This window comes from Enhydrobacter sp. (genome assembly GCF_030246845.1).
Taxonomy (GTDB): domain Bacteria; phylum Pseudomonadota; class Alphaproteobacteria; order Reyranellales; family Reyranellaceae; genus Reyranella.
The window spans coordinates 4,357,959-4,380,307 of sequence record NZ_CP126889.1 but is presented as its reverse complement, the minus strand read 5'-3'; the positions used below and the strand labels follow the sequence as shown (position 1 = coordinate 4,380,307).

26 protein-coding genes and 1 other RNA gene are annotated in these 22,349 nt (G+C 67.3%); 10 read left to right on the top strand and 17 right to left on the bottom strand.

Annotated elements, in window-relative coordinates:
- Positions 1-100 precede the first annotated feature (100 nt).
- The 15 genes from pal to OJF58_RS21760 form a co-directional block, all read right to left on the bottom strand.
- On the bottom strand, positions 101-562 hold the full coding sequence (pal, locus tag OJF58_RS21830) for a peptidoglycan-associated lipoprotein Pal (RefSeq protein WP_300779871.1): 462 nt from the start codon (positions 560-562) through the stop codon (positions 101-103).
- Positions 563-683: 121 nt separating this feature from the next.
- Positions 684-2,003, bottom strand: a complete 1,320-nt coding sequence (gene tolB, locus OJF58_RS21825; protein ID WP_300779870.1) for a Tol-Pal system beta propeller repeat protein TolB — start codon at positions 2,001-2,003, stop codon at positions 684-686.
- Between the two features lie 50 nt (positions 2,004-2,053).
- Positions 2,054-2,995: a hypothetical protein gene (locus tag OJF58_RS21820; RefSeq protein ID WP_300779868.1), complete on the bottom strand. Its 942-nt coding sequence runs from the start codon at positions 2,993-2,995 to the stop codon at positions 2,054-2,056.
- Positions 2,996-3,013: 18 nt separating this feature from the next.
- A complete protein-coding gene (gene tolR / locus OJF58_RS21815; protein WP_300779867.1) occupies positions 3,014-3,493 on the bottom strand; it encodes a protein TolR in 480 nt (159 codons plus the stop codon).
- A complete protein-coding gene (gene tolQ / locus OJF58_RS21810) occupies positions 3,493-4,227 on the bottom strand; it encodes a protein TolQ (RefSeq protein ID WP_300779866.1) in 735 nt (244 codons plus the stop codon). Before tolQ ends, tolR begins: the two co-directional genes overlap by 1 nt.
- A gap of 26 nt (positions 4,228-4,253) precedes the next feature.
- The gene (gene ybgC, locus OJF58_RS21805; protein WP_300779865.1) at positions 4,254-4,733 is read right to left on the bottom strand and encodes a tol-pal system-associated acyl-CoA thioesterase; all 480 of its coding nucleotides are present in this window, start codon (positions 4,731-4,733) and stop codon (positions 4,254-4,256) included.
- Entirely contained in the window at positions 4,730-5,791 is a 1,062-nt protein-coding gene (gene ruvB / locus OJF58_RS21800) for a Holliday junction branch migration DNA helicase RuvB (protein ID WP_300779864.1), read from the bottom strand. The genes ybgC and ruvB overlap by 4 nt, the downstream gene beginning before the upstream one ends.
- The gene (ruvA, locus tag OJF58_RS21795) at positions 5,788-6,402 is read right to left on the bottom strand and encodes a Holliday junction branch migration protein RuvA (RefSeq protein WP_300779863.1); all 615 of its coding nucleotides are present in this window, start codon (positions 6,400-6,402) and stop codon (positions 5,788-5,790) included. The genes ruvB and ruvA overlap by 4 nt, the downstream gene beginning before the upstream one ends.
- Complete coding sequence (gene ruvC / locus OJF58_RS21790) at positions 6,399-6,899, bottom strand: crossover junction endodeoxyribonuclease RuvC (protein ID WP_300785356.1); 501 nt, start codon at positions 6,897-6,899, stop codon at positions 6,399-6,401. Before ruvC ends, ruvA begins: the two co-directional genes overlap by 4 nt.
- The gene (locus tag OJF58_RS21785; protein WP_300779862.1) at positions 6,896-7,654 is read right to left on the bottom strand and encodes a YebC/PmpR family DNA-binding transcriptional regulator; all 759 of its coding nucleotides are present in this window, start codon (positions 7,652-7,654) and stop codon (positions 6,896-6,898) included. Before OJF58_RS21785 ends, ruvC begins: the two co-directional genes overlap by 4 nt.
- 300 nt (positions 7,655-7,954) lie before the next feature.
- Positions 7,955-8,761, bottom strand: a complete 807-nt coding sequence (locus tag OJF58_RS21780; protein WP_300779861.1) for a TIGR00282 family metallophosphoesterase — start codon at positions 8,759-8,761, stop codon at positions 7,955-7,957.
- Positions 8,762-8,764: 3 nt separating this feature from the next.
- Positions 8,765-9,373, bottom strand: coding sequence for a 5-formyltetrahydrofolate cyclo-ligase (locus tag OJF58_RS21775; RefSeq protein ID WP_300779860.1), 609 nt, complete (start codon positions 9,371-9,373; stop codon positions 8,765-8,767).
- Positions 9,363-9,521, bottom strand: a non-coding RNA gene (ssrS, locus tag OJF58_RS21770) — 6S RNA. The genes OJF58_RS21775 and ssrS overlap by 11 nt, the downstream gene beginning before the upstream one ends.
- Before the next feature lie 83 nt (positions 9,522-9,604).
- Positions 9,605-9,937, bottom strand: a complete 333-nt coding sequence (locus OJF58_RS21765; RefSeq protein WP_300779859.1) for a cell division protein ZapA — start codon at positions 9,935-9,937, stop codon at positions 9,605-9,607.
- Between the two features lie 126 nt (positions 9,938-10,063).
- Positions 10,064-10,297, bottom strand: coding sequence for a hypothetical protein (locus OJF58_RS21760; RefSeq protein WP_300779858.1), 234 nt, complete (start codon positions 10,295-10,297; stop codon positions 10,064-10,066).
- A gap of 216 nt (positions 10,298-10,513) precedes the next feature.
- On the opposite strand from OJF58_RS21760, the gene tkt reads away from it, so the two are divergent.
- From tkt to OJF58_RS21725, 7 genes are all read left to right on the top strand, one after another.
- The gene (gene tkt / locus OJF58_RS21755; RefSeq protein ID WP_300779857.1) at positions 10,514-12,502 is read left to right on the top strand and encodes a transketolase; all 1,989 of its coding nucleotides are present in this window, start codon (positions 10,514-10,516) and stop codon (positions 12,500-12,502) included.
- A gap of 9 nt (positions 12,503-12,511) precedes the next feature.
- On the top strand, positions 12,512-13,519 hold the full coding sequence (gene gap / locus OJF58_RS21750) for a type I glyceraldehyde-3-phosphate dehydrogenase (protein ID WP_300779856.1): 1,008 nt from the start codon (positions 12,512-12,514) through the stop codon (positions 13,517-13,519).
- A gap of 20 nt (positions 13,520-13,539) precedes the next feature.
- Positions 13,540-14,013 carry an ureidoglycolate lyase gene (locus tag OJF58_RS21745; protein ID WP_300779855.1) on the top strand — a complete coding sequence of 158 codons (474 nt, stop codon included), beginning with the start codon at positions 13,540-13,542 and terminating at the stop codon, positions 14,011-14,013.
- Between the two features lie 31 nt (positions 14,014-14,044).
- Positions 14,045-14,377 (top strand): hypothetical protein, encoded by a 333-nt coding sequence (locus tag OJF58_RS21740; RefSeq protein WP_300779854.1) that lies wholly within the window; start codon positions 14,045-14,047, stop codon positions 14,375-14,377.
- Positions 14,374-15,297, top strand: coding sequence for an allantoinase PuuE (locus OJF58_RS21735; RefSeq protein ID WP_300779853.1), 924 nt, complete (start codon positions 14,374-14,376; stop codon positions 15,295-15,297). The genes OJF58_RS21740 and OJF58_RS21735 overlap by 4 nt, the downstream gene beginning before the upstream one ends.
- 117 nt (positions 15,298-15,414) lie before the next feature.
- Positions 15,415-16,713 (top strand): IS701 family transposase, encoded by a 1,299-nt coding sequence (locus OJF58_RS21730; protein WP_300779852.1) that lies wholly within the window; start codon positions 15,415-15,417, stop codon positions 16,711-16,713.
- A gap of 211 nt (positions 16,714-16,924) precedes the next feature.
- Positions 16,925-17,770 (top strand): adenylate/guanylate cyclase domain-containing protein, encoded by an 846-nt coding sequence (locus tag OJF58_RS21725; RefSeq protein ID WP_300785354.1) that lies wholly within the window; start codon positions 16,925-16,927, stop codon positions 17,768-17,770.
- 11 nt (positions 17,771-17,781) lie between these two features.
- On the opposite strand, the gene OJF58_RS21720 is transcribed toward OJF58_RS21725, so the two are convergent.
- Positions 17,782-19,116, bottom strand: a complete 1,335-nt coding sequence (locus OJF58_RS21720) for an MFS transporter (RefSeq protein WP_300779851.1) — start codon at positions 19,114-19,116, stop codon at positions 17,782-17,784.
- A 202-nt stretch (positions 19,117-19,318) separates the two neighbouring features.
- Between OJF58_RS21720 and OJF58_RS21715 the strand changes: the two genes are divergently transcribed.
- Together OJF58_RS21715 and OJF58_RS21710 are read left to right on the top strand one after the other, a co-directional pair.
- Complete coding sequence (locus tag OJF58_RS21715; protein WP_300779850.1) at positions 19,319-20,239, top strand: class I fructose-bisphosphate aldolase; 921 nt, start codon at positions 19,319-19,321, stop codon at positions 20,237-20,239.
- 3 nt (positions 20,240-20,242) lie between these two features.
- Positions 20,243-20,842 carry a thiamine phosphate synthase gene (locus tag OJF58_RS21710; protein ID WP_300779849.1) on the top strand — a complete coding sequence of 200 codons (600 nt, stop codon included), beginning with the start codon at positions 20,243-20,245 and terminating at the stop codon, positions 20,840-20,842.
- 78 nt (positions 20,843-20,920) lie between these two features.
- On the opposite strand, the gene epmA is transcribed toward OJF58_RS21710, so the two are convergent.
- Positions 20,921-21,919: an EF-P lysine aminoacylase EpmA gene (gene epmA / locus OJF58_RS21705; protein WP_300779848.1), complete on the bottom strand. Its 999-nt coding sequence runs from the start codon at positions 21,917-21,919 to the stop codon at positions 20,921-20,923.
- Positions 21,920-21,963: 44 nt separating this feature from the next.
- On the opposite strand from epmA, the gene OJF58_RS21700 reads away from it, so the two are divergent.
- Positions 21,964-22,314 (top strand): MmcQ/YjbR family DNA-binding protein, encoded by a 351-nt coding sequence (locus tag OJF58_RS21700; protein ID WP_300779847.1) that lies wholly within the window; start codon positions 21,964-21,966, stop codon positions 22,312-22,314.
- Positions 22,315-22,349 lie beyond the last annotated feature (35 nt).

The window sequence follows — 22,349 nt, the reverse complement described above, 5'->3', positions numbered from 1 at the left end:
TTTAGGTCAAACCCGGCCATTTTCGGGCAGGACGGGCAGGCCCACAAATGGAAACGCCGGTCGCTGAGCGACCGGCGTCGAGTTCACTTCGGGCATCCGCCTACTGCAGGACGGTGATGCCGACACGGTTGCGCGCCCAGGCACCCTCGTCGGAGCCGAGCACTTCCGGGCGCTCCTTGCCGTAGCTGATGGTGTGGATCCGCGATGCCGGGATTCCCTGGGCCACGAGGAACTGCTTCACGGCGTTGGCGCGGCGCTCGCCGAGCGCCAGGTTGTACTCGCGCGTTCCGCGCTCGTCGCACTTGCCTTCGATCGTGATCGGATAGTTCGTGTACTGCTTCAGCCAGGTCGCCTGCTTTTCCAGCGTGGCGCGACCATCCGGACGGATGCCCGACATGTCGGTGTCGAAGTAAACGCGATCACCCACATTCTGCTTGAAGTCGGCGACGGAGCCGGGGGTCACCGTCGTGCTGGCCGGAACGGCGGCCTGTTGTGTATTGTTGCTGCAGGCGGCAACCAGAGCCATTGCCGCTACGGCAGCGAGTGCCTTCATCGTGCGCATCTAGTCCTTTCGCGTCGCTTGCACGACACGCTCCTCTCGGTTTCCCACTCAGTTCCACCGCTCCCAAACGTGATGACCCGAGCGTTTTACGCCCGGGTCAACATATCGATCATATCTCCCGTTATTGCGGAATCAAGGGTGACCATGCCGGATCGGACGCATCGGTCGGCGTCGGCACCTGTCGTCCGAAGCGTCCGGTGATGTCGATCTGGTGAAGCGTCACCGACCCGGCGCGTCCGCCCGAGTTGGGCTGCTGCTGGAAGTACATCAGGACACGGCCGTTGGGCGCCCAGGTCGGGCCCTCGACCAGGAAGCCGCTGGCCAGCATCCGCTCGCCGCTGCCGTCGGGCCGCATCACGCCGATGCCGAAGCTGCCGCCCATGATCTTGGTGAAAGCGATGTAGTCGCCGCGCGGCGACCAAACCGGCGTGGCGTAGCGGCCGTCGCCGAAGCTGATGCGCTTCTCCCCGCCGCCGCCCGCGCCCATGACGTAGAGCTGCTGGCTGCCGCCGCGGTCGGAGTTGAACACGATCTGCGTGCCGTCGGGCGAGTAGCAGGGCGAGGTGTCGATCGCCGCGGTGTTCGTGAGACGCCGCAGGTTCTGGCCGCGCAGGTCCATCTCGTAGAGGTCGGTGTTGCCGTCCTTCGACAGGCTCATCGCGACCTTGGTGCCGTCGGGCGAGAAGCGCGGCGCAAAGCTCATGCCCGGGAAGTTGCCCAGGAGCTCGCGGCGGCCGGAATCGACGTTCTGCAGATAGACCTTCGGCGGCGAGTTGTTGTCGGCGTAGGCCATGTAGACGATTTCCTGCAGCGTCGGCGAGAAGCGCGGCGTGATCGCCAGCGTGCGCCCGTCGGTGATGTAGCGGTTGTTCGCGCCGTCCTGGTCCATGATGGCGATCCGCTTGGTGCGGTTGTTGAGCGGCCCGGTCTCGGACACATAGGCCACGCGGGTGTCGAAGTAGCCTTCCTCGCCCGTCACGCGCTTGTAGACGGCGTCGGCGATGATGTGGCCGAGCCGTCGCCAGTTGCTCGGCTGGCTGGTGAAGGAGAGACCGGTCGCCTGCTGGCCGACCACGACGTCCCACAGGCGGAAATCGACCTTGATGTTGCCGCCGACCTGCGAGATCTGCCCGACGACCAGGCCCTGCGCGCCGATGCCGCGCCAGTCGGCGAAGTTGGGCGCCGCGCTCACGTTGACGTTGCGCTCGATGAACGATCCCGGCGGGATCGAGCGGAACAGCCCGCAATTCTGCAGGTCGTTGCGGATCACTTCGGCGATCTGCGCGCCCATCGGATCGCCCGCGAAGTCGACGATGGCGATCGGCACGGGCTGGAAGCTCGGCTTCGTCATGTCGATCGTGAGCTGGGCATGGGCCGGCACCGCGAGCGCGGCCAGGGCCGCCGCGCACAGCATCGTCCGCAGATGTCTGAAGTGCATCATGTCGAACCTCATGGTGGTTGGGGGAGGCAGTCTCTATAGCGCGACCGTGGTCAGTAGTCGCGCGGATCGAAGTGGAAGGTGATGGTGCGCCAGGCGTTGTACTTGTCGGGCGACAGCGGCCAGGGTTGGCAGCGCGGGTTCATGACCGCCCGCCATGCCGCGTCGGCCGCGGCGCGGAACACGGGATCGCTGTTGTAGCGGCCGGTGTCCCTCACCTCCGCATTCACCGGCGTGCCGTCCTGGTTCATCTGCACGACGAGCGTCACGATCGGGGCCTCCTTCGAGCCGCCGAACGAATTCCAGCACGGCCTGATCTTGTTGCGTACGCCCTCGATCTCGCTGGCCGACACCACGGCCGCGAGGTTGGGCGCCATCGAGGCCTGGCGCGTCACCTGCTCCACCGGCTTGGGCTGCTGCTCCGGCGTCTGGATCTTGGTCCGCGACTGCTGGTTCTTCAGGATGCTGTCGACCAGGTTGTCGACATTGGGCTTCGGCGGATGCGGCTTGGGCGGCGCGGGCTTGGGCTCGACCTTCTTCACCTCCGGCTTGGGTGCGGGCTTGGGCGGCTCGGGCGGCTTCTCGGTCTTCGGCGGCTCCGGCTCCTTGGGTTTCAGCGCGATCTTGTCCTCGACCGGCTCGGGCTTGGGCTTCGGCTTCTCCATCGGCGCGGGCGGGACGGGAATGGCCTTGGCCTCGTCCGGCTTGGGCTTCTCGGGCGCAGGCGGCGGCTCCGCGGTCTTGGGCGGCGGCGCCTTGGTCGTCTCCTTGTCGATCTTGGCGTCCTTCGGCTGCGGCGGCGGATTGCCGATCACGGGCGCGGCGGCGTGCGGCGCGATCGCCTCGAAGTCGACCATGATCGGCTCGGGCTCGATCTCCGGCCGGCTGAAGAAATCGAAGTTCACGATCGCCGCCACCAGCGCGAAGACGTGCAGGCCCAGTGACAGCAGCGCCGGGGTGCGCATCTCGATGCTGGTGTTGGAGCGGCCGAACATCGTGCCTCGGCCCGCCGGTCAGCGCCGCTTCGCCGGATGCGCCGGCGCAGCCGCCTTCGACGCCGAAGGCTCGGCCTGCTCCCCCAGGAGGCCGAGCTGGCGGAAGCCCGAATCGATGACGATGCCCATCACCTGCATCATGCGGCCGTAGTTGATCGACTTGTCGCCACGGATGAAGACGCGCTGGTCGGGCTTCTCCTCGTGCACGGCCTTGAGCTTGGCAGCGAGTTCGTCGACGTCGTACTTCGTCTCACCGAGGAAGACCTCGTCCTTGGCGTTGACCGACACGACCAGCGGCTCGTCCTTGCCGCCCACCTGCTGGGCGCTGGTCTTGGGCAGATCGACCGGCACACCGACCTGCAGGAGCGGCGCGGTGATCATGAAGATCACCAGCAACACCAGCATGACGTCGACCATGGGCGTGACGTTGATGTCGGCCATCGGCGCGTACCGTCGCCGTCGGAAGCGACCGCCCGCGGAAGGAACGATGCCGGCCATCAGGAATGCTCCTCGAGCTGGCGCGACAGGATGGTGATGAACTCGCCGGCGAACGCCTCGAGCTGCAAGGCATAGCGCTGCACCTGGCCGGACAGGATGTTGTAGGCACCGGCGGCGGGGATCGCCGCCACGAGACCGATCGCCGTCGCAAACAGCGCCTCGGAGATGCCCGGCGCCACGATCGCAAGCGAGGTGTTCTTCGATACGGCGATATGGCCGAAGCTGTTCATGATGCCCCACACCGTGCCGAACAGCCCGACGAAGGTGGCGTTGGCGCCGACCGTGGCGAGGAAGCCCAGGCGCTTCTCGATCGCCTCCATCTCACGCTGGATGGTGACGCTCATCACCTGCTCGATGCGCTGGCGCAGGCCGGCCCTCGCGGTGGCGCTGGCCGCCAGTCCCTTCGACACCGAACGACGCCATTCGCGCATGGCGGCCGAGAAGATGCTGGACATCGGATCGTCCGGCTTGCCGCCCACGCGGTCGTAGAGGTCCTCGAGCGACACGCCCGACCAGAAGGTATCCTCGAACGCTTGGGCGCTGCGCTTCAACGCCCTGAGGCGGATCATCTTCTCGAAGATGATGGCCCACGACCAGAAGGACGCCAGCAGGAGCGCGATCATGACCGCTTTGACAACCCAGTCGGCCTGCAGGAACAGGCCATAGATCGACATGTCGATGGGGGGACTGCTGCCGCCAAGGGGGGTGCTGGCGACCTGCGATATCGGGTCCATTGGTGATCTCCGTCCGTTGCAGAGCGTTATATCCGAATATGGCGTGAGCGGGGCGGGTCCGGTTGCGCAACCGCTTGCAGCGCCTGCCGAATCTCGCTCGGCAGCCGGACCGGGCGACCGGCCGAACTCATGCAGGCGACGACCAGCTCGGCGCGCACGAGCGCCTCGCCGGCATATCGCGCCTCCTGGCGCATCCCGAGCGACGCGCCGCGCAGCTCGCCGCACGAGGTGACGATCTCGATCGCGTCGTCGAGCCGCGCCGGCCTGAGATAGTCGATGGCGCAGCGGCGCACGACCCAGTTGATGTCCCTCTCGGCGCGCAGCGCGCTGTGCTCCTGCCCGAGGAGTCGGAGCATCTCCGTCCGGCCGCGCTCGAGGAAGCGCAACCAGTTCGCGTAATAGACGATGCCGGCGGCGTCGGTGTCCTCGTAGTAGACGCGCAGCGGCAGGATGTGCCGTCCTTCCACGATGCGCCCCGAGGTGGGCGGAGCCGCGGGGGCGCTCACGCCTCGTCCGCCTGCCCGCCCGTCGCGAGCAAGTCGAGTTGGCGCTTCTGCTCCTTCGGCAGGGCGAGGCCGAGATGACGGTAGCCCGCCTCCGAAAGCAGCCGGCCGCGCGGCGTCCGCATCAGGAGGCCGAGCTGCATCAGGTAGGGTTCGATCACGTCCTCGATGACATCGCGCTGCTCGGAGAGCGCGGCCGCAAGCGTCTCGACGCCGACCGGGCCGCCGCCATAGTTCTCGGCGATGCAGGCGAGGTAGCGGCGGTCCATCGCGTCGAGGCCGCGCGCATCGACCTCGAGCCGCGTCAGCGCCTCGTCGGCCGCCCGGGCGTCGACGACACCGTGCCCCGCCACGGCGGCGAAGTCGCGTACGCGGCGCAGCAGGCGATTGGCGACGCGCGGCGTGCCGCGCGAGCGCCGGGCAATCTCGGCGCCGCCGTCCGCGGCCATCTCCATCCTCAGGACCCGCGCCGCGCGATGCACGATCGTCTCGAGCTCCGCCGGCTCGTAGAACACCATGCGCAGGGGAATGCCGAAGCGCTCGCGCAGGGGCCGTGTCATCAGGCCCGAGCGCGTCGTCGCGCCGACCAGCGTGAAGGGCGGCAGCTCGATCCTGACCGAGCGCGCCGCCGGCCCCTCGCCGATCATCAGGTCGAGCTGGAAGTCCTCCATCGCCGGATAGAGGATCTCCTCGATCGCCGGGTTGAGGCGGTGGATCTCGTCGATGAACAGCACGTCATGCGGCTGCAGGTTGGTGAGCTGCGCGGCGAGATCGCCCGCCTTCTGGATCACCGGGCCGGAGGTGGCGCGAAAGCCCACGCCCATCTCGCGCGCCACGATCTGCGCCAGCGTCGTCTTGCCGAGACCGGGCGGCCCATGGAACAGCACGTGATCGAGCGCCTCCTTGCGGGCCCGGGCGGCGGCGATGAAGATCCTGAGGTTCTCGCGCACCTGCTTCTGGCCCACGAAGTCGTCGAGCGTCTGCGGGCGCAGCGCGAGCTCCGCGGCATCCTCCTCGGCCCGCTTGCCGGCAACCAGGCGCTCTGCCGCCGCGTCGCTCATCGCGCCAGCTCCTGCAGGCCGGCGCGGATCACGGCGTCGAGCTTCGCGTCAGTGCCGAGCCGCTGGGTGGCGCGGGCCACGGCGCCGAACGCCTCGACGCGGCGGTAGCCGAGATTGACCAGCGCCGAGACGGCGTCCTCGTTGACCGAACCCGTGGCGGCCGGCACCGGTGCCGTCCCGCCGGCTTGCGGCGCGGCCGGGGCGACGCCGAAAGCCGCCGCCTTGTCCTTGAGCTCGGTGGCAAGGCGCGCCGCGAGCCGCGGGCCGACGCCGGGCGCGCGGCTCAGGCTGGCGCGATCCTGGGCGGCGATGGCGCGCGCGATCTCCTGCGGCGACAGCGTCGACAGGATCGAGAGCGCCACCCGGGCGCCCACGCCCTGCACCGTCGTGAGAATGCGGAACCAGTCCCGCTCGGCTGTCTCGAGGAAGCCGTAGAGCGCGATCGCATCTTCGCGCACGATGGTCTCCACCAGGAGGGACGCGGAACCGCCCGCGACGAGATCGCGCAAGGTGCGCGCGGAAGCGGAGACGAGATAGCCGACGCCGTTCACGTCGATCACCGCGCTCTCCTCGCCGATCGAATCGACCGTGCCCTTGAGCTTGGCGATCACAGCGCCGCCTCCAGCCGCTTGGCGGCGCGGTGATGGGCATGGCAGATCGCGACGGCGAGCGCATCGGCCGCGTCCGCCGTCGCCTCGACGCCGGGCAGGAGGCGCCCCACCATCATGGCGATCTGCCGCTTGTCGGCATGGCCGACGCCGACCACCGACTTCTTGACGAGGTTGGCGGCGTACTCGAACACCGGCAGTCCGGCGCGTGCCGGCGCCAGCAGCACCACGCCGCGCGCCTGGCCAAGCTTCAGCGTCGAACCGGGATTGACGTTCACGAAAGTCTCCTCGACCGCCGCCTCGGCCGGCTGTTGCGCCGCCACGACCGCCGCCACACCGTCGAACAGTTCGCACAGCCGCTCGGCCAGCGACCGCTCGCCCACAACCCTGATCACACCGTGCGCCACGTGGCGCAGCCGGTTGCCCTCGACCTCGATCACGCCCCAGCCGGTCAATCGCAGACCGGGGTCGAGGCCGATCAGTCTCATCGCGCCGCTCAGGCCGCGAACCTCGCCAGAGCGTCGTCCGACAGCTCGAAGTTGGCGTAGACGTTCTGGACGTCGTCGTTGTCCTCCAGCGCCGCGATCAGGTCGAGCAGCGTCTGCGCCGCATCGCCCTCGATCGGCGTCGTCGTCTTGGGCCGCCACATGAGCTTGGCCGACGAGGGCTGGCCGAGCGACTTCTCGAGCGCCTCGCGCACGGCGTTGAAGCTGTCCTGCGTGCAGTAGATCTCGTGCGCGGCGCCTTCGCCCTCGCCGCTCGCCACGTCGTCGGCCCCGGCCTCGATCGCCTTCTCCATCACGTCGTCCGCCGTACCCGCATCCAGCGGATAGCGGAACTCGCCCATATGATCGAACATGAAGGACACGCTGTTCGATTCGCCGAGATTGCCGCCGTGCTTGGCGAAGATCGAGCGCACTTCGCCGGCGGTGCGATTGCGGTTGTTGGTGAGCGCCTCGACGATCACCGCGACGCCGCCTGGACCGTAGCCTTCGTAGCGTACCTCGTCGTAGTTGGCGTCGGCCTCGTTGCCCGAGCCACGCTTGATGGCACGGTCGATCGTATCGCGCGTCATGTTCGCTTCGCGCGCCGCGATCATCGCCGCCCGCAGGCGGGGATTCGCGTTCGGATCGGCGGTGCCGAGTCGCGCGGCAGTCGTGATCTCGCGGATGAGCTTGGTGAAGATCTTGGCCCGCTGGGCGTCCTGCCTGCCCTTGCGGTGCATGATGTTCTTGAATTGCGAATGGCCAGCCATCGCCCGACAACCAGATTCAGTGAGGTGATGGGCCGCCTATACCACTTCTCGTGGGCTTTGGGACTGTTAGAGACACGCCAGCACGTGCGGCACAAAAAAAGGCGGGGGCCGAAGCCCCCGCTAAAAAACGTCGGAACCTAGATTCCGACGCCCCCTCTAACCTTGAAGACAGTTCGCCAGTGCGGCGAAAAATCGTTTAACATCAAAAGGATGCCGCTTTTTCCCCAGACCGTCAACGGCCCTCTTCAAGCTACCTGTAATAGGTATGGAGCCCCCTTGCGGCATACAAGATGCTGAAAGTCACTCGGTAGGCGAGAGGCAGCCGCCAATCCGGACCGGTCGGATCGACCGGGCCAGACCGGTCTTGTCGTCGCTTTCGACCAGCGCGGCGCACAGCGTCCCCTCCCCGTCCGCCGGCGAGAGGCGCTCGCCGGGCACCTTCTTGATGAAGCGCTGCACGGCGACGTCCTTCTTCATGCCGATCACCGAGTCGTAGTCGCCGCACATGCCGACGTCGGTCTGGTATGCCGTACCTTGCGGCAGGATCCAGTGGTCGGCGGTCGGAATGTGGCTGTGCGTGCCCAGCACCGCCGAGGCACGGCCGTCGCAATGATGGCCCATCGACTGCTTCTCGCTGGTCGCCTCGCCGTGGACGTCGACCAGAATGAAGTGCGCCGAACGGCCCATCACGTACTTCGCGAGCTCGGCATCGACAGCGCGGAACGGATCGTCGAGCGGCTCCATGAACAGCCGGCACATCACGTTCACGACGAGAACCTTCTGGCCGCGCGGCGTCTCGAACAGATTGGCGCCCCAGCCGGGCGTGCCGGGCGGAAAGTTGACCGGCCGCAGGAGGCGCTTGTCCTGGGCGATGTAGGGGACGATGTCGCGCTGGTCCCATACGTGATTGCCGGTGGTGATGCAGTCCACGCCGCACTTGTGCAGGTCGGCGCAGATGCGTGCGGTGATGCCGAAGCCGGCCGCGGCGTTCTCGCCGTTGGCCACCACGAAATCGAGGCCGAGCTGCTCGCGCAGACGCGGCACATTCTTGATCACGGCCTCGCGTCCCGACCGTCCGACGATGTCTCCGCAAAAAAGGACCTTCATCCGTCAGACAAAGGCGCAAGCGCGCCGATCGGTCAACAGCCAATCCAGTCGCTGGTCCGATGGTCCGTGCGGCACGTTCGGAACGAGCTGGTCATCGAAGCCCACACCGAGGGCAATGACCTTGCCCCTGGCGCGCAGCGCCGCGAGCGTGCGGTCGTAGAAGCCGCCGCCATAGCCCAGGCGCCACCCCTCCCGATCGCAAGCCAGCAGCGGCACCAGCAGCGCCTCGGGTTCGATCGTCTCGCGCCGGGCCGATGGCTGCAGCGTGCCGAACACGCCGGCTTCGAGCGAATCGCCCGGCCGCCAGGCGCGGAAGAGGAGCCGCTGTCCCTTGCCCATCACGACCGGCAATGCAAGCTGACAGCCTCGATTGAAAAGCTCGATCAGGAGCGGCCGGATGTCGATCTCCTCCTTGATCGGCCAGAAGCCGGACACGATGGCCGCCTTCTCGAATGGCCGCTCGCGCCGGAAGGTCGCGAGAAGACCCTCGGCAGCCGCCGCACGATCGGCTTCGGCCAGAGTGCCGCGCCACGCCAGCATGGTGCCGCGCAGGATGCGCTTGTCGTCGATCAGGCTCATGTCGGGAATGGAACGAAGGTGGGGCGGCTCCACGATAGGCCGTGGTCGTAAAAATCTCCAAGGCCTGCAAAAGCAGGTGGGCGCCGTGTGGCCAAGGCCACGGCCAAGGCCAGGGACAGCTCCCAGGAGATCTTTATTGGCCCCGGGATTTTTAAGCGAACCTCGCGCCGCGCAGAACTCCGCCCCGGGCCCAATCTAGGCACTCGGGCCGGGCACCGCAATGCCACCGAGGCGAGGCCGGGGACCCTTCGTTCATGCTTCTGGCTACGCCGCCCCGCTCATCTTCTTCGACATCTTGTCGACGCGCGAGGTGATCAGCTCCTCGAGCGCGGTGGCCAGCGTCTCGGAATCGTCGGTCGCCGAGGCACGCGCCGTCGCGGCCTGCCTGGCAATGCCGCGCGCCTCGCGACTCTCCTCGGCGAGCAGCAGCGAGGCAAACACCATCAGCTTGATCTCGGGCGCGCCCGGCAGCTGCTTGCGCAGCTCCGTCACCTTTTCGTCGACATAGGCAGCCAGTTCCTGGACCCGGCGCTCCTCGCCCGCGCCACAGGCAAGTTCATAGGTCCGGTTGGCGATATTGATCGACACTTCGGGCATGTCATTGTTCCTGTTCATTGCGCCGTTGTTTCGGCGTTTGAGGGGAACGTGACTTTACCCTCGTATGGCCCGCGATGCGACGCCTGTTTGTTGAAAAGAACCCGCCGGCGCGGCCCGTCCAGGTACTCACTCCTGATCGGCGGCGAGCAGCGAGCGGATATACTCCATCGCGCGTTCGAGCCGTCCTTCGACCTCGCCCGCGACCTTTCTCAGCTCTTCATGCTGCTGCTCGAGCTTGCCGAGACGATGGGCGAGCTCCTCGGAGCGCGCACGCTCGGCCCCTAGTCGCTCGTCGATCATCGACTCCAGCCGGCTGAGCGCCTCGTTCACGCGATCCTTGGCATTGCCTGCCTTGGACATGGCTCCCCCAGCGGCGGATCGAAGATCTTCGCCCGACGGCATCTGCTGCATCCGTCAAGGATAAGTGGAGTGCCCCCGGGCGGTCAACATCTGGCGGCTGTGGAGCATCGAGTCCCGCAACATCTTGGCCACGTATAAGGTTTTGCGCATTGACGCAGATGGGGGCCGCCGTCATGTTGCGCGCCGTTCAAAAAATCCTTACGGCGACAGCATCTGATGACCGCACAAACCGCTGCACCTCGCGACATGGCGAACGCTATCCGGGCCCTGGCCATGGATGCCGTGCAGCAGGCGGAGTCCGGCCATCCCGGCATGCCGATGGGCATGGCCGACGTCGCCACGGTGCTGTTCTCCAAGTTCCTGAAGTTCGATCCCGCCGATCCGCACTGGCCCGACCGCGACCGCTTCATCCTGTCGGCCGGCCACGGCTCGATGCTGCTCTACGCGCTGCTTTATCTCACCGGCTACGCCGACATGACGCTCGACGAGCTGAAGCATTTCCGCCAGCTGGGCAGCCGCACCGCGGGCCATCCCGAGTACGGCCATGCCAGCGGCATCGAGACGACGACCGGCCCCCTGGGCCAGGGACTCGGCAATTCGGTCGGCTTCGCGTTCGCCGAACGGCTGCTGCGCGATCGTTTCGGCGCCGACATCGTCGATCACTATACCTACGTGATCACCGGCGACGGCTGTCAGATGGAGGGCGTCGGCCAAGAGGCGATTACCCTCGCCGGCCATCTCGGTCTCGGCCGCCTGATCGTGCTCTACGACGACAACGGCATCTCCATCGATGGCCCGACCTCGCTCTCGACGTCGGAGGATCACAAGAAACGCTTCGCCGCCGCGGGCTGGCACGTGCAGTCGGTCGACGGGCTCGACCAAGACGCGGTCGCGCGGGCGATCCGCCGCGCCCGCAACGTCGCCGACAAGCCCTCGCTGATCGCCTGCAAGACCGTGATCGGCTATGGCGCGCCGACCAAGGCCGGCACCGCTGCCACGCACGGTTCGCCGCTCGGCAAGGAGGAAGTCGCCGGGGCGCGCCAGAAGCTCGGCTGGACGGCACCGCCTTTCGAGATTCCCGAGCCGATCTTCACCGCCTGGCGCAAGGTCGGCGCGCGCGGCAAGTCCGTGCGGCGCAAATGGCTCAAGCGTCATGCCGAGATGAATGCCGGCGATCGCGCGGAGTTCGACCGGCGCCAGAAGGGTGAGCTGCCGGCGGCGGTCAGCGAGGCGGTCGCGGCCTTCAAGGCCCGGATCGCGGCCGACAAGCCGTCGTGGGCGACGCGCAAGTCGAGCCAGGAAGCGCTCGAGGTCATCAACCCTGTGCTGCCCGACACGGTGGGCGGCTCGGCCGACCTCACCGGCTCCAACAACACCAAGACCGCGGGCCTTCGCCTGGCGACGGCGCAGGATCCGGGCGGGCGCTACATCCACTACGGCATTCGCGAGCATGCGATGGCGGCGGCCATGAACGGCATGGCCCTGCACGGCGGCATCATCCCCTACGGCGGCACCTTTCTCGTGTTCACGGACTATTGCCGGCCATCGATCCGGCTCGCCGCCCTGATGGGCATCCGCGTCATCTACGTGATGACGCACGATTCGATCGGCCTCGGCGAGGACGGCCCGACGCATCAGCCGATCGAGCATCTGGCCGCCCTGCGGGCGATACCGAACCTACAGGTGCTGCGGCCGGCCGACACGATCGAGACGGCCGAATGCTGGCAGCTCGCGCTCGAATCGAGGAAGACGCCCAGTGTCATCGCGCTGACGCGCCAGAACCTGCCGACCCTACGCGGGGCCTCCGACAGCAATCTCTGTGCGCGTGGCGCCTATCTCCTCGCCGGCCAGGCGACCGCACCGATCCGGCTGATCGCCTCGGGGTCGGAAGTGCATCTTGCCCTCGCGGCCCGCGATCTTCTGGCGAAGGACGGGCTCGATGCGGCGGTCGTGTCGATGCCGTCGTGGGAACTTTTCGCGCATCAGAGCGATAGCTATCGGCATGAAGTCATGGGCGGCGACGGCACCGTCCGCGTCGCCTGCGAGGCGGCCGGCGGCTTCGGCTGGGAGCGCTGGCTGGGTTCGAGAGGCGAGTTCGTCGGCATGAAGACCTTCGGCGCATCGGCCAAGGCTTCGGATCTCTTCAGGCATTTCGGCATCACGGCCGAGGCGATCGCCGCGGCGGCGCGCCGGCTGGCGCAATAGGAGGAAGACATGGCAGTTCGGGTTGCAATCAACGGGTTCGGTCGTATCGGCCGCAACGTCCTGCGGGCCATCATCGAGTCCGGCCGCAAGGACATCGAGGTGGTGGCGATCAACGATCTCGGCCCGGTCGAGACCAACGCCCACCTGCTGCGCTTCGACTCGGTGCACGGCCGCTTCCCGCACGAGGTGAAGGTCGAGGGCGACACGATCGATGTCGGCCGCGGCAAGATGAAGGTCACGGCCGAGCGCGACCCCGCCAAGCTGCCGCACAAGGATCTCGGCGTCGAGATCGCGCTCGAATGCACCGGCATCTTCACCGCCAAGGACAAGGCCTCGGCCCATCTCAGCGCCGGCGCCAAGCGGGTGCTGGTCTCCGCTCCGGCCGACAATGCCGACCTCACCGTCGTCTACGGCGTGAACCACGACAAGCTCGCCAAGGACCACAAGGTCGTCTCCAACGCCTCGTGCACGACCAACTGCCTGGCGCCGGTCGTGAAGGTGCTGAACGATGCGGTCGGCATCGAGAAGGGTTTCATGACGACGATCCACGCCTACACCGGCGACCAGCCCACGCTCGACACCATGCACAAGGACCTCTACCGCGCCCGCGCCGCGGCGATGTCGATGATCCCGACCTCGACGGGCGCGGCCAAGGCGGTCGGTCTGGTGCTGCCCGAGCTGAACGGCAAGCTCGATGGCGTGGCGATCCGCGTGCCGACGCCCAACGTCTCGGTCGTCGACTTCAAGTTCGTCGCCAAGCGCAAGACCGACAAGGACGAGATCAACAAGGCGGTGAAGCTCGCCGCTGCCAACCAGCTCAAGGGCATCCTGGGCTGGACCGACCAGCCGAACGTCTCGATCGACTTCAACCACGACAGCCATTCGTCGACCTTCCATCTCGACCAGACCAAGGTCATGGACGGCACGCTGGTGCGCGTCATGAGCTGGTACGACAACGAGTGGGGCTTCTCCAACCGCATGGCCGACACCGCCGTCGCCATGGGCAAGCTGGGCTGAGCTCACGTCGGGGGCTCGCCATGGAGATCGTTCCGCAGCCCCTCGCTCGCGACGTCTTCGCCCCGTTCGGCGACGTGATCGACGCGCCGGGCGAGCCGGGTCGCCTCTATTACGAGCGGGCGCTGGGCAATCTCCGCCCGACGGCGCGGCCCAGCCTCTCCGTCAGCTTCAAGCCCGAGACCCGCGACCGGCCGCTGCGCGCCGAGCTGCTGGAGCGGCACGAATTCTCCTCGCAGACCTTCCTGCCGCTCGATGTCGGGCGTTGGCTGGTCGTTGTGGCGCCGCATGCGAAGAATGGTGGCCCCGATCTTGGCGCCGTGTGCGCCTTCCTCGCCGACGGTCGTCAGGGCGTCACCTACAGGCCCAACACCTGGCATCACGGGCTGACCGTGCTCGACCGCCCCGGTCGCTTCGCCGTCTTCATGTGGCGCGACGGCAGCAAGGGCGACGAGGAGTTCGTGCCGGTCGCGCCCTTCACGATCCGGATTCCCTGACAACCGTCACCCGACGGATAATGCCTTCCTCATGGGGAGTCCCGTCATCCTCGTCAGAGACTGGCGCACGACTTCGGCCGCGCTGGAAGCGGCGCGCGCCGAGGGCGTCTCGCCCATCCTGGTGACTTCAGAGGATGCGGCCGCCTTCTACGGCGCGGGCTATCTCGCGGCGCTGCAGGAACGCGCGCGGCGCGAGTTCGCGGATGTCGATTTCACGCTGGTCGTCGATTGCGGCGATGCGCCCGGCTGGGCGCTCGCATGCCTGCGCGCCGGTGTTAAGGTGATCTCGATGACCCCCCTGAACGAAAAGATCGCCGACATCGCCCGTCAGATGGGCGCCGAGCTGGTGAGGAGACCGACATGAGCTGGCAACCGACCCGCGATTTCCTGGGCTATGGCGCGGCGCCGCCCGATCCCAAATGGCCAAACGGCGCGCGGCTCGCCGTCAACTTCGTGATCAACTACGAGGAAGGCTCCGAACCCTCGATCCAGGACGGCGAAGGCTACACCGAGACCGGCCTCACCGAATCGACCAGCTCGTCGACGGGGCTGAAAGGGCGCGACCTCGCCGGCGAGAGCATGTTCGAGTATGGCAGCCGCGTCGGCTTCTGGCGCCTGATGCGCGCGTTCCAGGAGCGCGGCCTGCCGCTCACCGTGTTCGGCTGCGCGCTGGCGCTGGAGCGCAACCGGAAGGCCGCCGAGGCGATCCGGCAGGCGGGCTACGACGTCTGTTGCCATGGCTGGCGCTGGGTCAAGCATTTCGACCTCGGCGAGGCCGAGGAGCGCGAGCACATCGCCAGGGCCGTGAAGTCGCTCGCCGAGACCGTCGGCGAACGACCGGTCGGCTGGTACTGCCGCTATGGACCGAGCGTCAACACGCGCCGTCTCCTCGTGGAGGAAGGCGGCTTCACGTACGACTCCGACTACTACGGCGACGAGCTGCCGTTCTGGCAGACGGTGCAGGGCAAGCCGCATCTCGTCGTGCCTTACTCGCTCACCAACAACGACGGCAAGTATGCCGCCGGCATGACCACATCGGAACAGTGGTTCACCCTGGTGCGCGACGCCTTCGACGTGCTCTATCGCGAGGGCGCGGCGCAGCCCAGGATGATGTCGGTCGGCCTGCACATGCGCCTGACCGGCCACCCCGCGCGCACCGCCGGCCTGTGGCGGCTGCTCGACTATCTGCAGGGCCGGCAGGGCGTCTGGATCACGCGCCGCATCGACATCGCGAACCACTGGAAGGCGACGCATCCCTATCCGGGCAAGGGCCTGAACGAGTGAACGCTATTTTGCCTTCCGCGGGGGCCGGCCCTAATCTTACTGAGTCAGAAAGCCACAGGGCGTGCGCGGCGGAGATTGGCGTAGCTTTTGGCGATTCGTTCAGGAAGGAGAGCTTGAATGGATCGCCGGTCAGCGGGCAGCGAGGCGCGATTTGCAGCCTACGTTGATGATCTTGTTGGGGTGATCGGTCACGCGGACCGTGCCAAGCCGCTGCGGGACTACTGCACGGGGCTGTTGATGCCCTGCGAGCGCAAGAGTGTGGAGCCGCTGGCGGCGGTGACTGCGCCGGAGCGGACGGCAGCGCAGCATCAGTCGCTTTTGCATTTTGTCGGCGAGGGCGGCTGGTCGGACGAGAAGGTCCTGGCCAAGGTGCGGACCATAGTGCTGCCCGTGATCGAGCGTGCGGGACCGATCGAGGCCTGGATCATCGATGACACGAGCTTTCCCAAGAAGGGCATGCACTCGGTGGGAGTGGCGCGGCAGTATTGCGGACAACTTGGCAAGCAGGACAATTGCCAAGTCGCCGTATCATTGTCGCTGGCCAACGCCCATGCCAGCCTGCCGGTGGCTTATCGGCTTTACCTGCCGGAGGCCTGGGCCGGCGATCCCGTGCGTCGCAAGAAGGCGGGCGTGCCGACAGAGATCGGCTTTCAGACCAAGATCGAGATCGCGCTCGATCAGATTCGTGCGGCCTGCGCGGCGGGCTTGCCACGCGGAGCGGTGCTGATGGATGCGGGCTACGGTACCCACATCGCGCTGCGCACGGCTCTCAGGGCGCTCGAGCTGTCCTATGTTGCCGGCATTCTGTCGAGCACCACGGTATGGGCGCCGGGCACGAGTCCTCTGCCGCCCAAGCCTTATGTGCCTGGCCGCGGACGGCCCACCAAGCGGCTGCGCCGCGATGCCGAGCACCGACCGGTCAAGGTCAGGGACCTGGCCTTCGGCCTTCCGACCAAGGCCTGGAAAACGATCACCTGGCGCGAAGGCACGAATGTGCCGCTCAAATCGCGCTTTGCCCGGCTGCGCATTCGCATCGCCCATCGGGACTTCAATCGCAGCGAGCCCTGGCCGGAAGAATGGCTTCTGATCGAATGGCCCAAAGGCGAGAAGGAGCCGACCAAATACTGGCTCTCGAGCCTGCCTTCCGACATCGGCTTTGCCCGTCTCGTCGAGCTCGCCAAGCTGCGCTGGCGCATCGAGCGTGACTACCAGGACCTCAAGCAGGAAGTCGGCCTCGGGCATTTTGAAGGGCGAGGCTGGCGCGGCTTCCACCATCACGCCACGCTCTGCATCGCCGCTTACGGATACCTGATCTCCGAGCGGGAGACGATTCCCCCCTCAGGACTGCGTTCCTCCACGGCTTTCCAAGCGCCTCGCCTTCCCGACAATTATCGACCCCGCGGATCCGCCGCTTAGAACCGAGCGTCACATTCCCAACTCGATCACGACCTTGCGGCGAAGACTGGCCGCAGCGATTGTCCGGCGCCTCGTACGATGTCCGTGCTGCGCAATAACCATCAAACAAACATCAACGACCCGGAACTTGTGACGCAGTAAGACTAAAGCGCAGTAGCGCCAGACTCGATACCTCATGCCATTGGCGGCTGGCGGAGCTACCATGTGGGCGATGACCGACGACAAGGTGAAACGGCGGCTGACCACCGTCCTGTGCGCCGATGTGCACGGCTATTCCCGCCTCATGGAGGCAGACGAAGCGGGAACGTTGGGAACGCTGCGCCGCTACCGCACCGCCATGGGGGGATTGGTGGAGCGCCATGACGGGCGGATCGTGAATACCTGGGGCGACGCCGTGATCGCCGAGTTCGCCAGCGTCGTCGAGGCCGTGCAGTGCGCGGTCGAGATCCAGCAGGAAATTTCCAATCAGGATCCGGACCTGCCCCACGAGCACCGCATGCGGTTTCGCATCGGCATCAATCTCGGCGATGTGATGGTGGACGGCTCCGACATCTATGGCGACGGGGTCAACATCGCGGCGCGGCTGCAGGAGCTTGCCGAGCCCGGCGGCGTCGTGATCTCCGGTTCGGTCTACGAGCAGGTGCACAACAAATTGTCCCTTGGCTTCGACTCTCTCGGCCAGCAACAGATGAAGAATGTCGCTCCCGTGACCAGCTATCGGGTGACCATGGGCGGCAAAGCGGCCGGGCGACACAGCTTGCCGATCGACGAAAGCCCCGTTCCCTCGGAAGCCGGCGCTGCATCGAGTCGCCAGGAACACGAGCCATCCACGTCAATGCGCCCGGTGTCGGACTGGTTGGCGAGCCTTCCTCGCCCCATCGTGGTGGCTCTCGCCGTTTCGGCCTTTCTGGTTCTGATCAATGTTTTCACCGGCTTGCACAGCATCTGGTTCCATTGGCCGGTCTCCGCATTGCTCTTCGTTGCCATCCTGCGGACAGTGCTCCGGCGCAGACCTGAATCGAACGGAAAGGAAGGGCGCCGAAGGGGTCGCAAGTGAGAGGCTCGACCTTAGGAGGCGGTCTTTGCGTCGGCGAGCGCGCGGGCGCGCGCACGGCCGGCCACCAGGCGCACCCTGCCCGGCGCGGCCCGCCAGATGGCGATGATCGACAGGAAGCAGAGGGCGATCGACAGGATGAAGGCATCGCCGTAGCCGCCGGTGCGGTCGTGCACCATGCCGGCGATCAGAGGTCCCGCCGCGCCGCCGCCGATCAGCGCCACCGTCAGCACGCCGAAGATCGAGCCGAAATGCGGGCCCTCGAAGATCTCGGCCACGATCGGACCCATAACCGAGGTCATGGCGTAACCCAGTAGCCCCTGCGAGAGCACCATCACATAGAGGAGCGGCTGCGAAGGGCCGGCCGCCAGGGCAAGCAGAGCGGCGTAGCAGATCGCGAAGCCCATGCCCGTGATGCTCCAGACGATCTCGCGGCCGATGCGATCCGACAGCGCGCCGAGGAAGATCTGCCCCGGCACGCCCGCCATCGCCACCAGCCCCAGCGCCCATGCCGCCTCCATCGGGCTGAAGCCGATCTCGACCAGGTACTTGGTCTGGTGCACCTGCACCGCGTACCAGACGAAGCCGCCGCAGAAATAGGCGAGCGCGATCCACCAGAAACGCGCCGTCCGCATCGCCCGCGCCGTCGTCCATTCGATCGCGGCCCACGCCGGATCGACGATGTTCGACGGCCGCGGCGCGGCGCCGACGCGGCGGCCGTCGCCGTCGGGCTCGACGCCGATATCCTCCGGCCGCTTGCGCACGAGGAGATTGAGCGGCAGCAGAACGGCAAGCGTCATCACGCCGAGCGTCAGGCAGGATCTCCGCCAGCCCTGGTGCAGGATGATCTCCTGGATCCACGGCAGGATCAGGATGGCGCCGAAGCCCGCGCCGGAGAAGGCGATGCTGATGGCGAGCGCGCGCCGGCGCACGAACCAGTTGGGCAGGTACTGCGACTGCGCCGTGAAAGTCATGCAGTTGGCGCCCGCCCCGACCAGCACGCCGAGCGTTGCGTAGAGCTGCCACGGTGTCTCGATGCGCGTCGCCGCGACCAGCCCGGCCGCCGTCAGCAGCACGCCGATCTCGATGACGAAGCGCGGGCCGCGCCGGTCCATCAGGCGGCCCACCACCGGGCTCATCAGGGCCGAGACGAGGAAGCCGAACGAAAAGGCACCGGCGGCGAGGCCGCGGTCCCAGCCGAACTCGTCGACGATCGGCGGGAACATCAGGGAGAAGGCGGTGCGCGCCGTGACCCCCAGCGCCACCGTGACGAAGGCCACGCCGACGACGATCCAGCCGTAGAAGAACGGAAGCCGCCCCGTCCAGGACACACGACCGTCATTTTGCATCGAGAACATTCCCATCCGTTGTTGCGGCAGGGCACACAATGGTCACGCCGTCCGTTTCGCCGAGTTTATCATCCTATCTCGCCACCCCGCGGCGGCCGGGCAACGACGTGGCAGGTAGTTGACCGGGCGGGGCTTGAACCCGCGGCCCCGCGCCGCTATCACCGCGCCGATTGAGGCCCAAAGGACCAATGGGAGCGAGCCCGTGAAGATCACCCGCACCGTGAAGAAGATCCTCGACAACTACGAGAGCGACTGCCCCGGCACCAAGGCGAACCTCGCCCGCATGCTGATGCACGGCAGGCTGGGCGGCTCCGGCAAGATGGTGATCCTGCCCGTCGATCAAGGCTTCGAGCACGGCCCCGACCGCTCCTTTGCGCCCAACCCGCCGGCCTACGACCCGCATTATCACTACCAGCTCGCCATCGATGCCGGCCTCAACGCCTATGCGGCTCCGCTCGGTGCGCTCGAGGCTGGCGCCGATACCTTCGCGGGTGCGATTCCGACCATCCTCAAGCTCAACAGCGCCAATTCCCTCTCGACCAACAAGGACCAGGCCGTCACTGGCTCAGTGCACGACGCACTGCGGCTCGGCTGCGCGGCCATCGGCTTCACGATCTATCCCGGTTCGGAAGACCAGTACGAGATGATGGAGGAGATCCGCGAGCTCGCCGAGGAGGCGAAGGCAGTCGGCCTCGCCGTCGTCATGTGGTCCTATCCGCGTGGCGGCAAGCTCGACAAGGCGGGCGAGACCGCGATGGATGTCTGCGCCTATGCCGCCCATATGGCGGCGCTATTGGGCGCGCACGTCATCAAGGTGAAGCCGCCGACCAGCGTCCTGTGGCAGCCGGAGGCCAAGGCCGCATTCGAGAAGGCCAAGATCGACATTTCGACGCTCGCCGCCCGCATCAAGCACGTGATGCAGGCGACCTTCAACGGCCGGCGCATCGTCGTCTTCTCGGGCGGTGAGGCGAAGGACCTCGAGGGGCTGTTCACCGAGATCCGCGGCTTGCGTGACGGCGGCGCCAACGGCTCGATCATCGGCCGCAACACCTTCCAGCGCCCGCGCGAGGAGGCGCTCGACATGCTGGACAAGATCATCGGCATCTACCAGGGCAAGATGTAATCCGTGCCGGCCGCCGAGAGCTGCCGGCTCTACCTCGTCTCGCCTCCGCGCATCGATCGTCCGACGCTCTTCGCCGACGAGATGCGCGCCGCCTTCGCGGGCGGCGACGTGGCGGCCTTCCTGCTGGGACTGGCGGAGGCCGACGATGCGGCGATCGCACGGACGGCGGACACGCTACGGCCGATCTGCCAGCAACGCGGCGTGGCCTTCATGCTCGCCGATCGGCCCGACTTGGCACTGAAGCTCGACGCCGATGGCGTGCAGGTCCGGGTCGAGGCCTATGCCGAGGCGCGCCGCATCGTCGGCCGCGAGCGGCAGGTGGGCGTCGCCTGCCCCGCCTCCCGCCATCTGGCGATGGAGGCCGCCGACGCCGGCGCCGACTATGTCGCCTTCGATGCGGCCGACCTCGAGACGATCGAATGGTGGAGCGGCCTGTTCGAGATCCCCTGCGTGGCGACCGGCGGCATCACCCCCGACAATGCCCGCTCCCTCGTCGCGGCCGGCGCCGACTTCCTCGCGGTGGGAAGCGGCATCTGGAACCACAAGGACGGCCCCGAAGCCGCCGTACGCGCCTTCAACACGCTGCTCGCCGCACCGTCATAGGACCGCGGGCTTCCAGCCCGCCCATGAGCCCTTCGGATGACCTCAGGGCAGGCGCGCAGGATGCGCGCGGTCCAATGATCAGCGGACCGGGAGCCACAGCACGTCCTCGATGTGCGCAGCGCCGGTCGCCAGCATCACCAGACGGTCGAAGCCGAGCGCGATGCCGCTGCTCGCGGGCAGCCCGTGGTCGAGGGCGGCGAGAAAGTCGGTATCGATCGGCCAGCGCAGGCCGTAGAGGTGCTCCTTCTCGTCCATGTCGGCCTGCAATCGCGCGCGCTGGATCGCGGGGTCGGTGAGCTCGCCGAAGCCGTTGGCGAGCTCGACGCCGCAGACATAGAGCTCGAAGCGCTCGGCGACGCGCGGATCGCCCGGCTTGGCCCGGGCGAGCGCCGCCATGGTGATCGGATATTCGCAGAGGATCGTCGGCCGTCCCATGCCGAGCTTGGGCTCGATGCGGTCGAACATGATGCGAAAGAAGACGTCGTCCCAGGTATCGTCGGCGTGCATGGCGATGCCCGCCTGCCCGGCGAGCTTCTCTCCATTGCCCACTGTCGCCAGGAGATCGACGCCGGCATGGCGGTCGAAGGCCTCCGCCACGGTCAGCCGCTCGGGCGTGGCCGTCGGATCGCAGCGATTGTCCTCCCAGCGCAGCTCGCGCACGCCGGCGAGCGCCAGCAGCGCCGCGCAATCCTCCATCAGTGTCTCGTAGCCCGCGCCGGCGCGATACCATTCCAGCATGGTGAACTCGGGATGGTGCAGCGCCGAGCCCTCGCCGTTGCGGAACACGCGCGCGAACTGGAAGAGCTTCGGCAGGCCGCCGGCCAGCAGCTTCTTCATGGCGAACTCGGGCGAGCTGTGCAGCCAGCGCACCTGCTCCTCCTCGCCGTCGGGCGTCTCCCAGTCGGTGGCGAAGCCCGAGAGGTGCACCTCCGCCCCGGGGGCCACTTGCAGGATCGGCGTCTCGACCTCGACGAAGCCCTGGTCGATGAACCATTGCCGGATCGCGGCCTGCAGCCGCGCGCGCGCCTGGAGGTTGGGCAGACGCCGGGCGAGCTTGTCGGGACGCCACTCGTTCATGCCCGACCATCGCACGCGCCACGGCCGGCGTGTAGGGTGGCGCGATGACGCCGAAGGAGATCGACCGGTTCTGCGCCTCGCTGCCGGCGGCCACGCGCACCGTGCAGTGGGAGGGCGTGACCGTCTTCAAGGTGGGCGGCAGGATGTTCTGCCTGATCGCGCCGCGCGAGCATTCGGTCGGCCGGGTCTGCTTCAAATGCCCGGAGGAGCACTACGAGGCGTTGAGCCGCTGCGACGGCTTCAGGCCTGCGCCCTATCTTGCCCGCGCCAAGTGGGTCGCGATGGATGACCCGGCCATCCTGACAACGTCAGAAATGAAGGCCTATCTCCGCCGCGCCCATGCCGTGATCGCCGCGGCGCTGCCGAAGAAAAAGCAGGCCGCGTTGGGCCTCTGAGCCGCGGCTCGGGCCCGGTTGCGGCTCCAGCCGGG

Coding starts and splice junctions, on each gene's coding strand:
- tolB (WP_300779870.1), bottom strand. CDS start 2,003: ATGATGCACTTCAGACATCTGCGGACGATGCTGTGCGCGGCGGCCCTG.
- gap (WP_300779856.1), top strand. CDS start 12,512: ATGGCAGTTCGGGTTGCAATCAACGGGTTCGGTCGTATCGGCCGCAAC.
- OJF58_RS21765 (WP_300779859.1), bottom strand. CDS start 9,937: ATGCCCGAAGTGTCGATCAATATCGCCAACCGGACCTATGAACTTGCC.
- epmA (WP_300779848.1), bottom strand. CDS start 21,919: ATGAACGAGTGGCGTCCCGACAAGCTCGCCCGGCGTCTGCCCAACCTC.
- OJF58_RS21720 (WP_300779851.1), bottom strand. CDS start 19,116: ATGCAAAATGACGGTCGTGTGTCCTGGACGGGGCGGCTTCCGTTCTTC.
- tolR (WP_300779867.1), bottom strand. CDS start 3,493: ATGGCCGGCATCGTTCCTTCCGCGGGCGGTCGCTTCCGACGGCGACGG.
- OJF58_RS21745 (WP_300779855.1), top strand. CDS start 13,540: ATGGAGATCGTTCCGCAGCCCCTCGCTCGCGACGTCTTCGCCCCGTTC.
- OJF58_RS21780 (WP_300779861.1), bottom strand. CDS start 8,761: ATGAAGGTCCTTTTTTGCGGAGACATCGTCGGACGGTCGGGACGCGAG.
- OJF58_RS21820 (WP_300779868.1), bottom strand. CDS start 2,995: ATGTTCGGCCGCTCCAACACCAGCATCGAGATGCGCACCCCGGCGCTG.
- OJF58_RS21725 (WP_300785354.1), top strand. CDS start 16,925: ATGACCGACGACAAGGTGAAACGGCGGCTGACCACCGTCCTGTGCGCC.
- OJF58_RS21785 (WP_300779862.1), bottom strand. CDS start 7,654: ATGGCTGGCCATTCGCAATTCAAGAACATCATGCACCGCAAGGGCAGG.
- OJF58_RS21735 (WP_300779853.1), top strand. CDS start 14,374: ATGAGCTGGCAACCGACCCGCGATTTCCTGGGCTATGGCGCGGCGCCG.
- ruvB (WP_300779864.1), bottom strand. CDS start 5,791: ATGAGCGACGCGGCGGCAGAGCGCCTGGTTGCCGGCAAGCGGGCCGAG.
- OJF58_RS21740 (WP_300779854.1), top strand. CDS start 14,045: ATGGGGAGTCCCGTCATCCTCGTCAGAGACTGGCGCACGACTTCGGCC.
- tolQ (WP_300779866.1), bottom strand. CDS start 4,227: ATGGACCCGATATCGCAGGTCGCCAGCACCCCCCTTGGCGGCAGCAGT.
- tkt (WP_300779857.1), top strand. CDS start 10,514: ATGACCGCACAAACCGCTGCACCTCGCGACATGGCGAACGCTATCCGG.
- OJF58_RS21730 (WP_300779852.1), top strand. CDS start 15,415: ATGGATCGCCGGTCAGCGGGCAGCGAGGCGCGATTTGCAGCCTACGTT.
- OJF58_RS21700 (WP_300779847.1), top strand. CDS start 21,964: ATGACGCCGAAGGAGATCGACCGGTTCTGCGCCTCGCTGCCGGCGGCC.
- OJF58_RS21760 (WP_300779858.1), bottom strand. CDS start 10,297: ATGTCCAAGGCAGGCAATGCCAAGGATCGCGTGAACGAGGCGCTCAGC.
- pal (WP_300779871.1), bottom strand. CDS start 562: ATGCGCACGATGAAGGCACTCGCTGCCGTAGCGGCAATGGCTCTGGTT.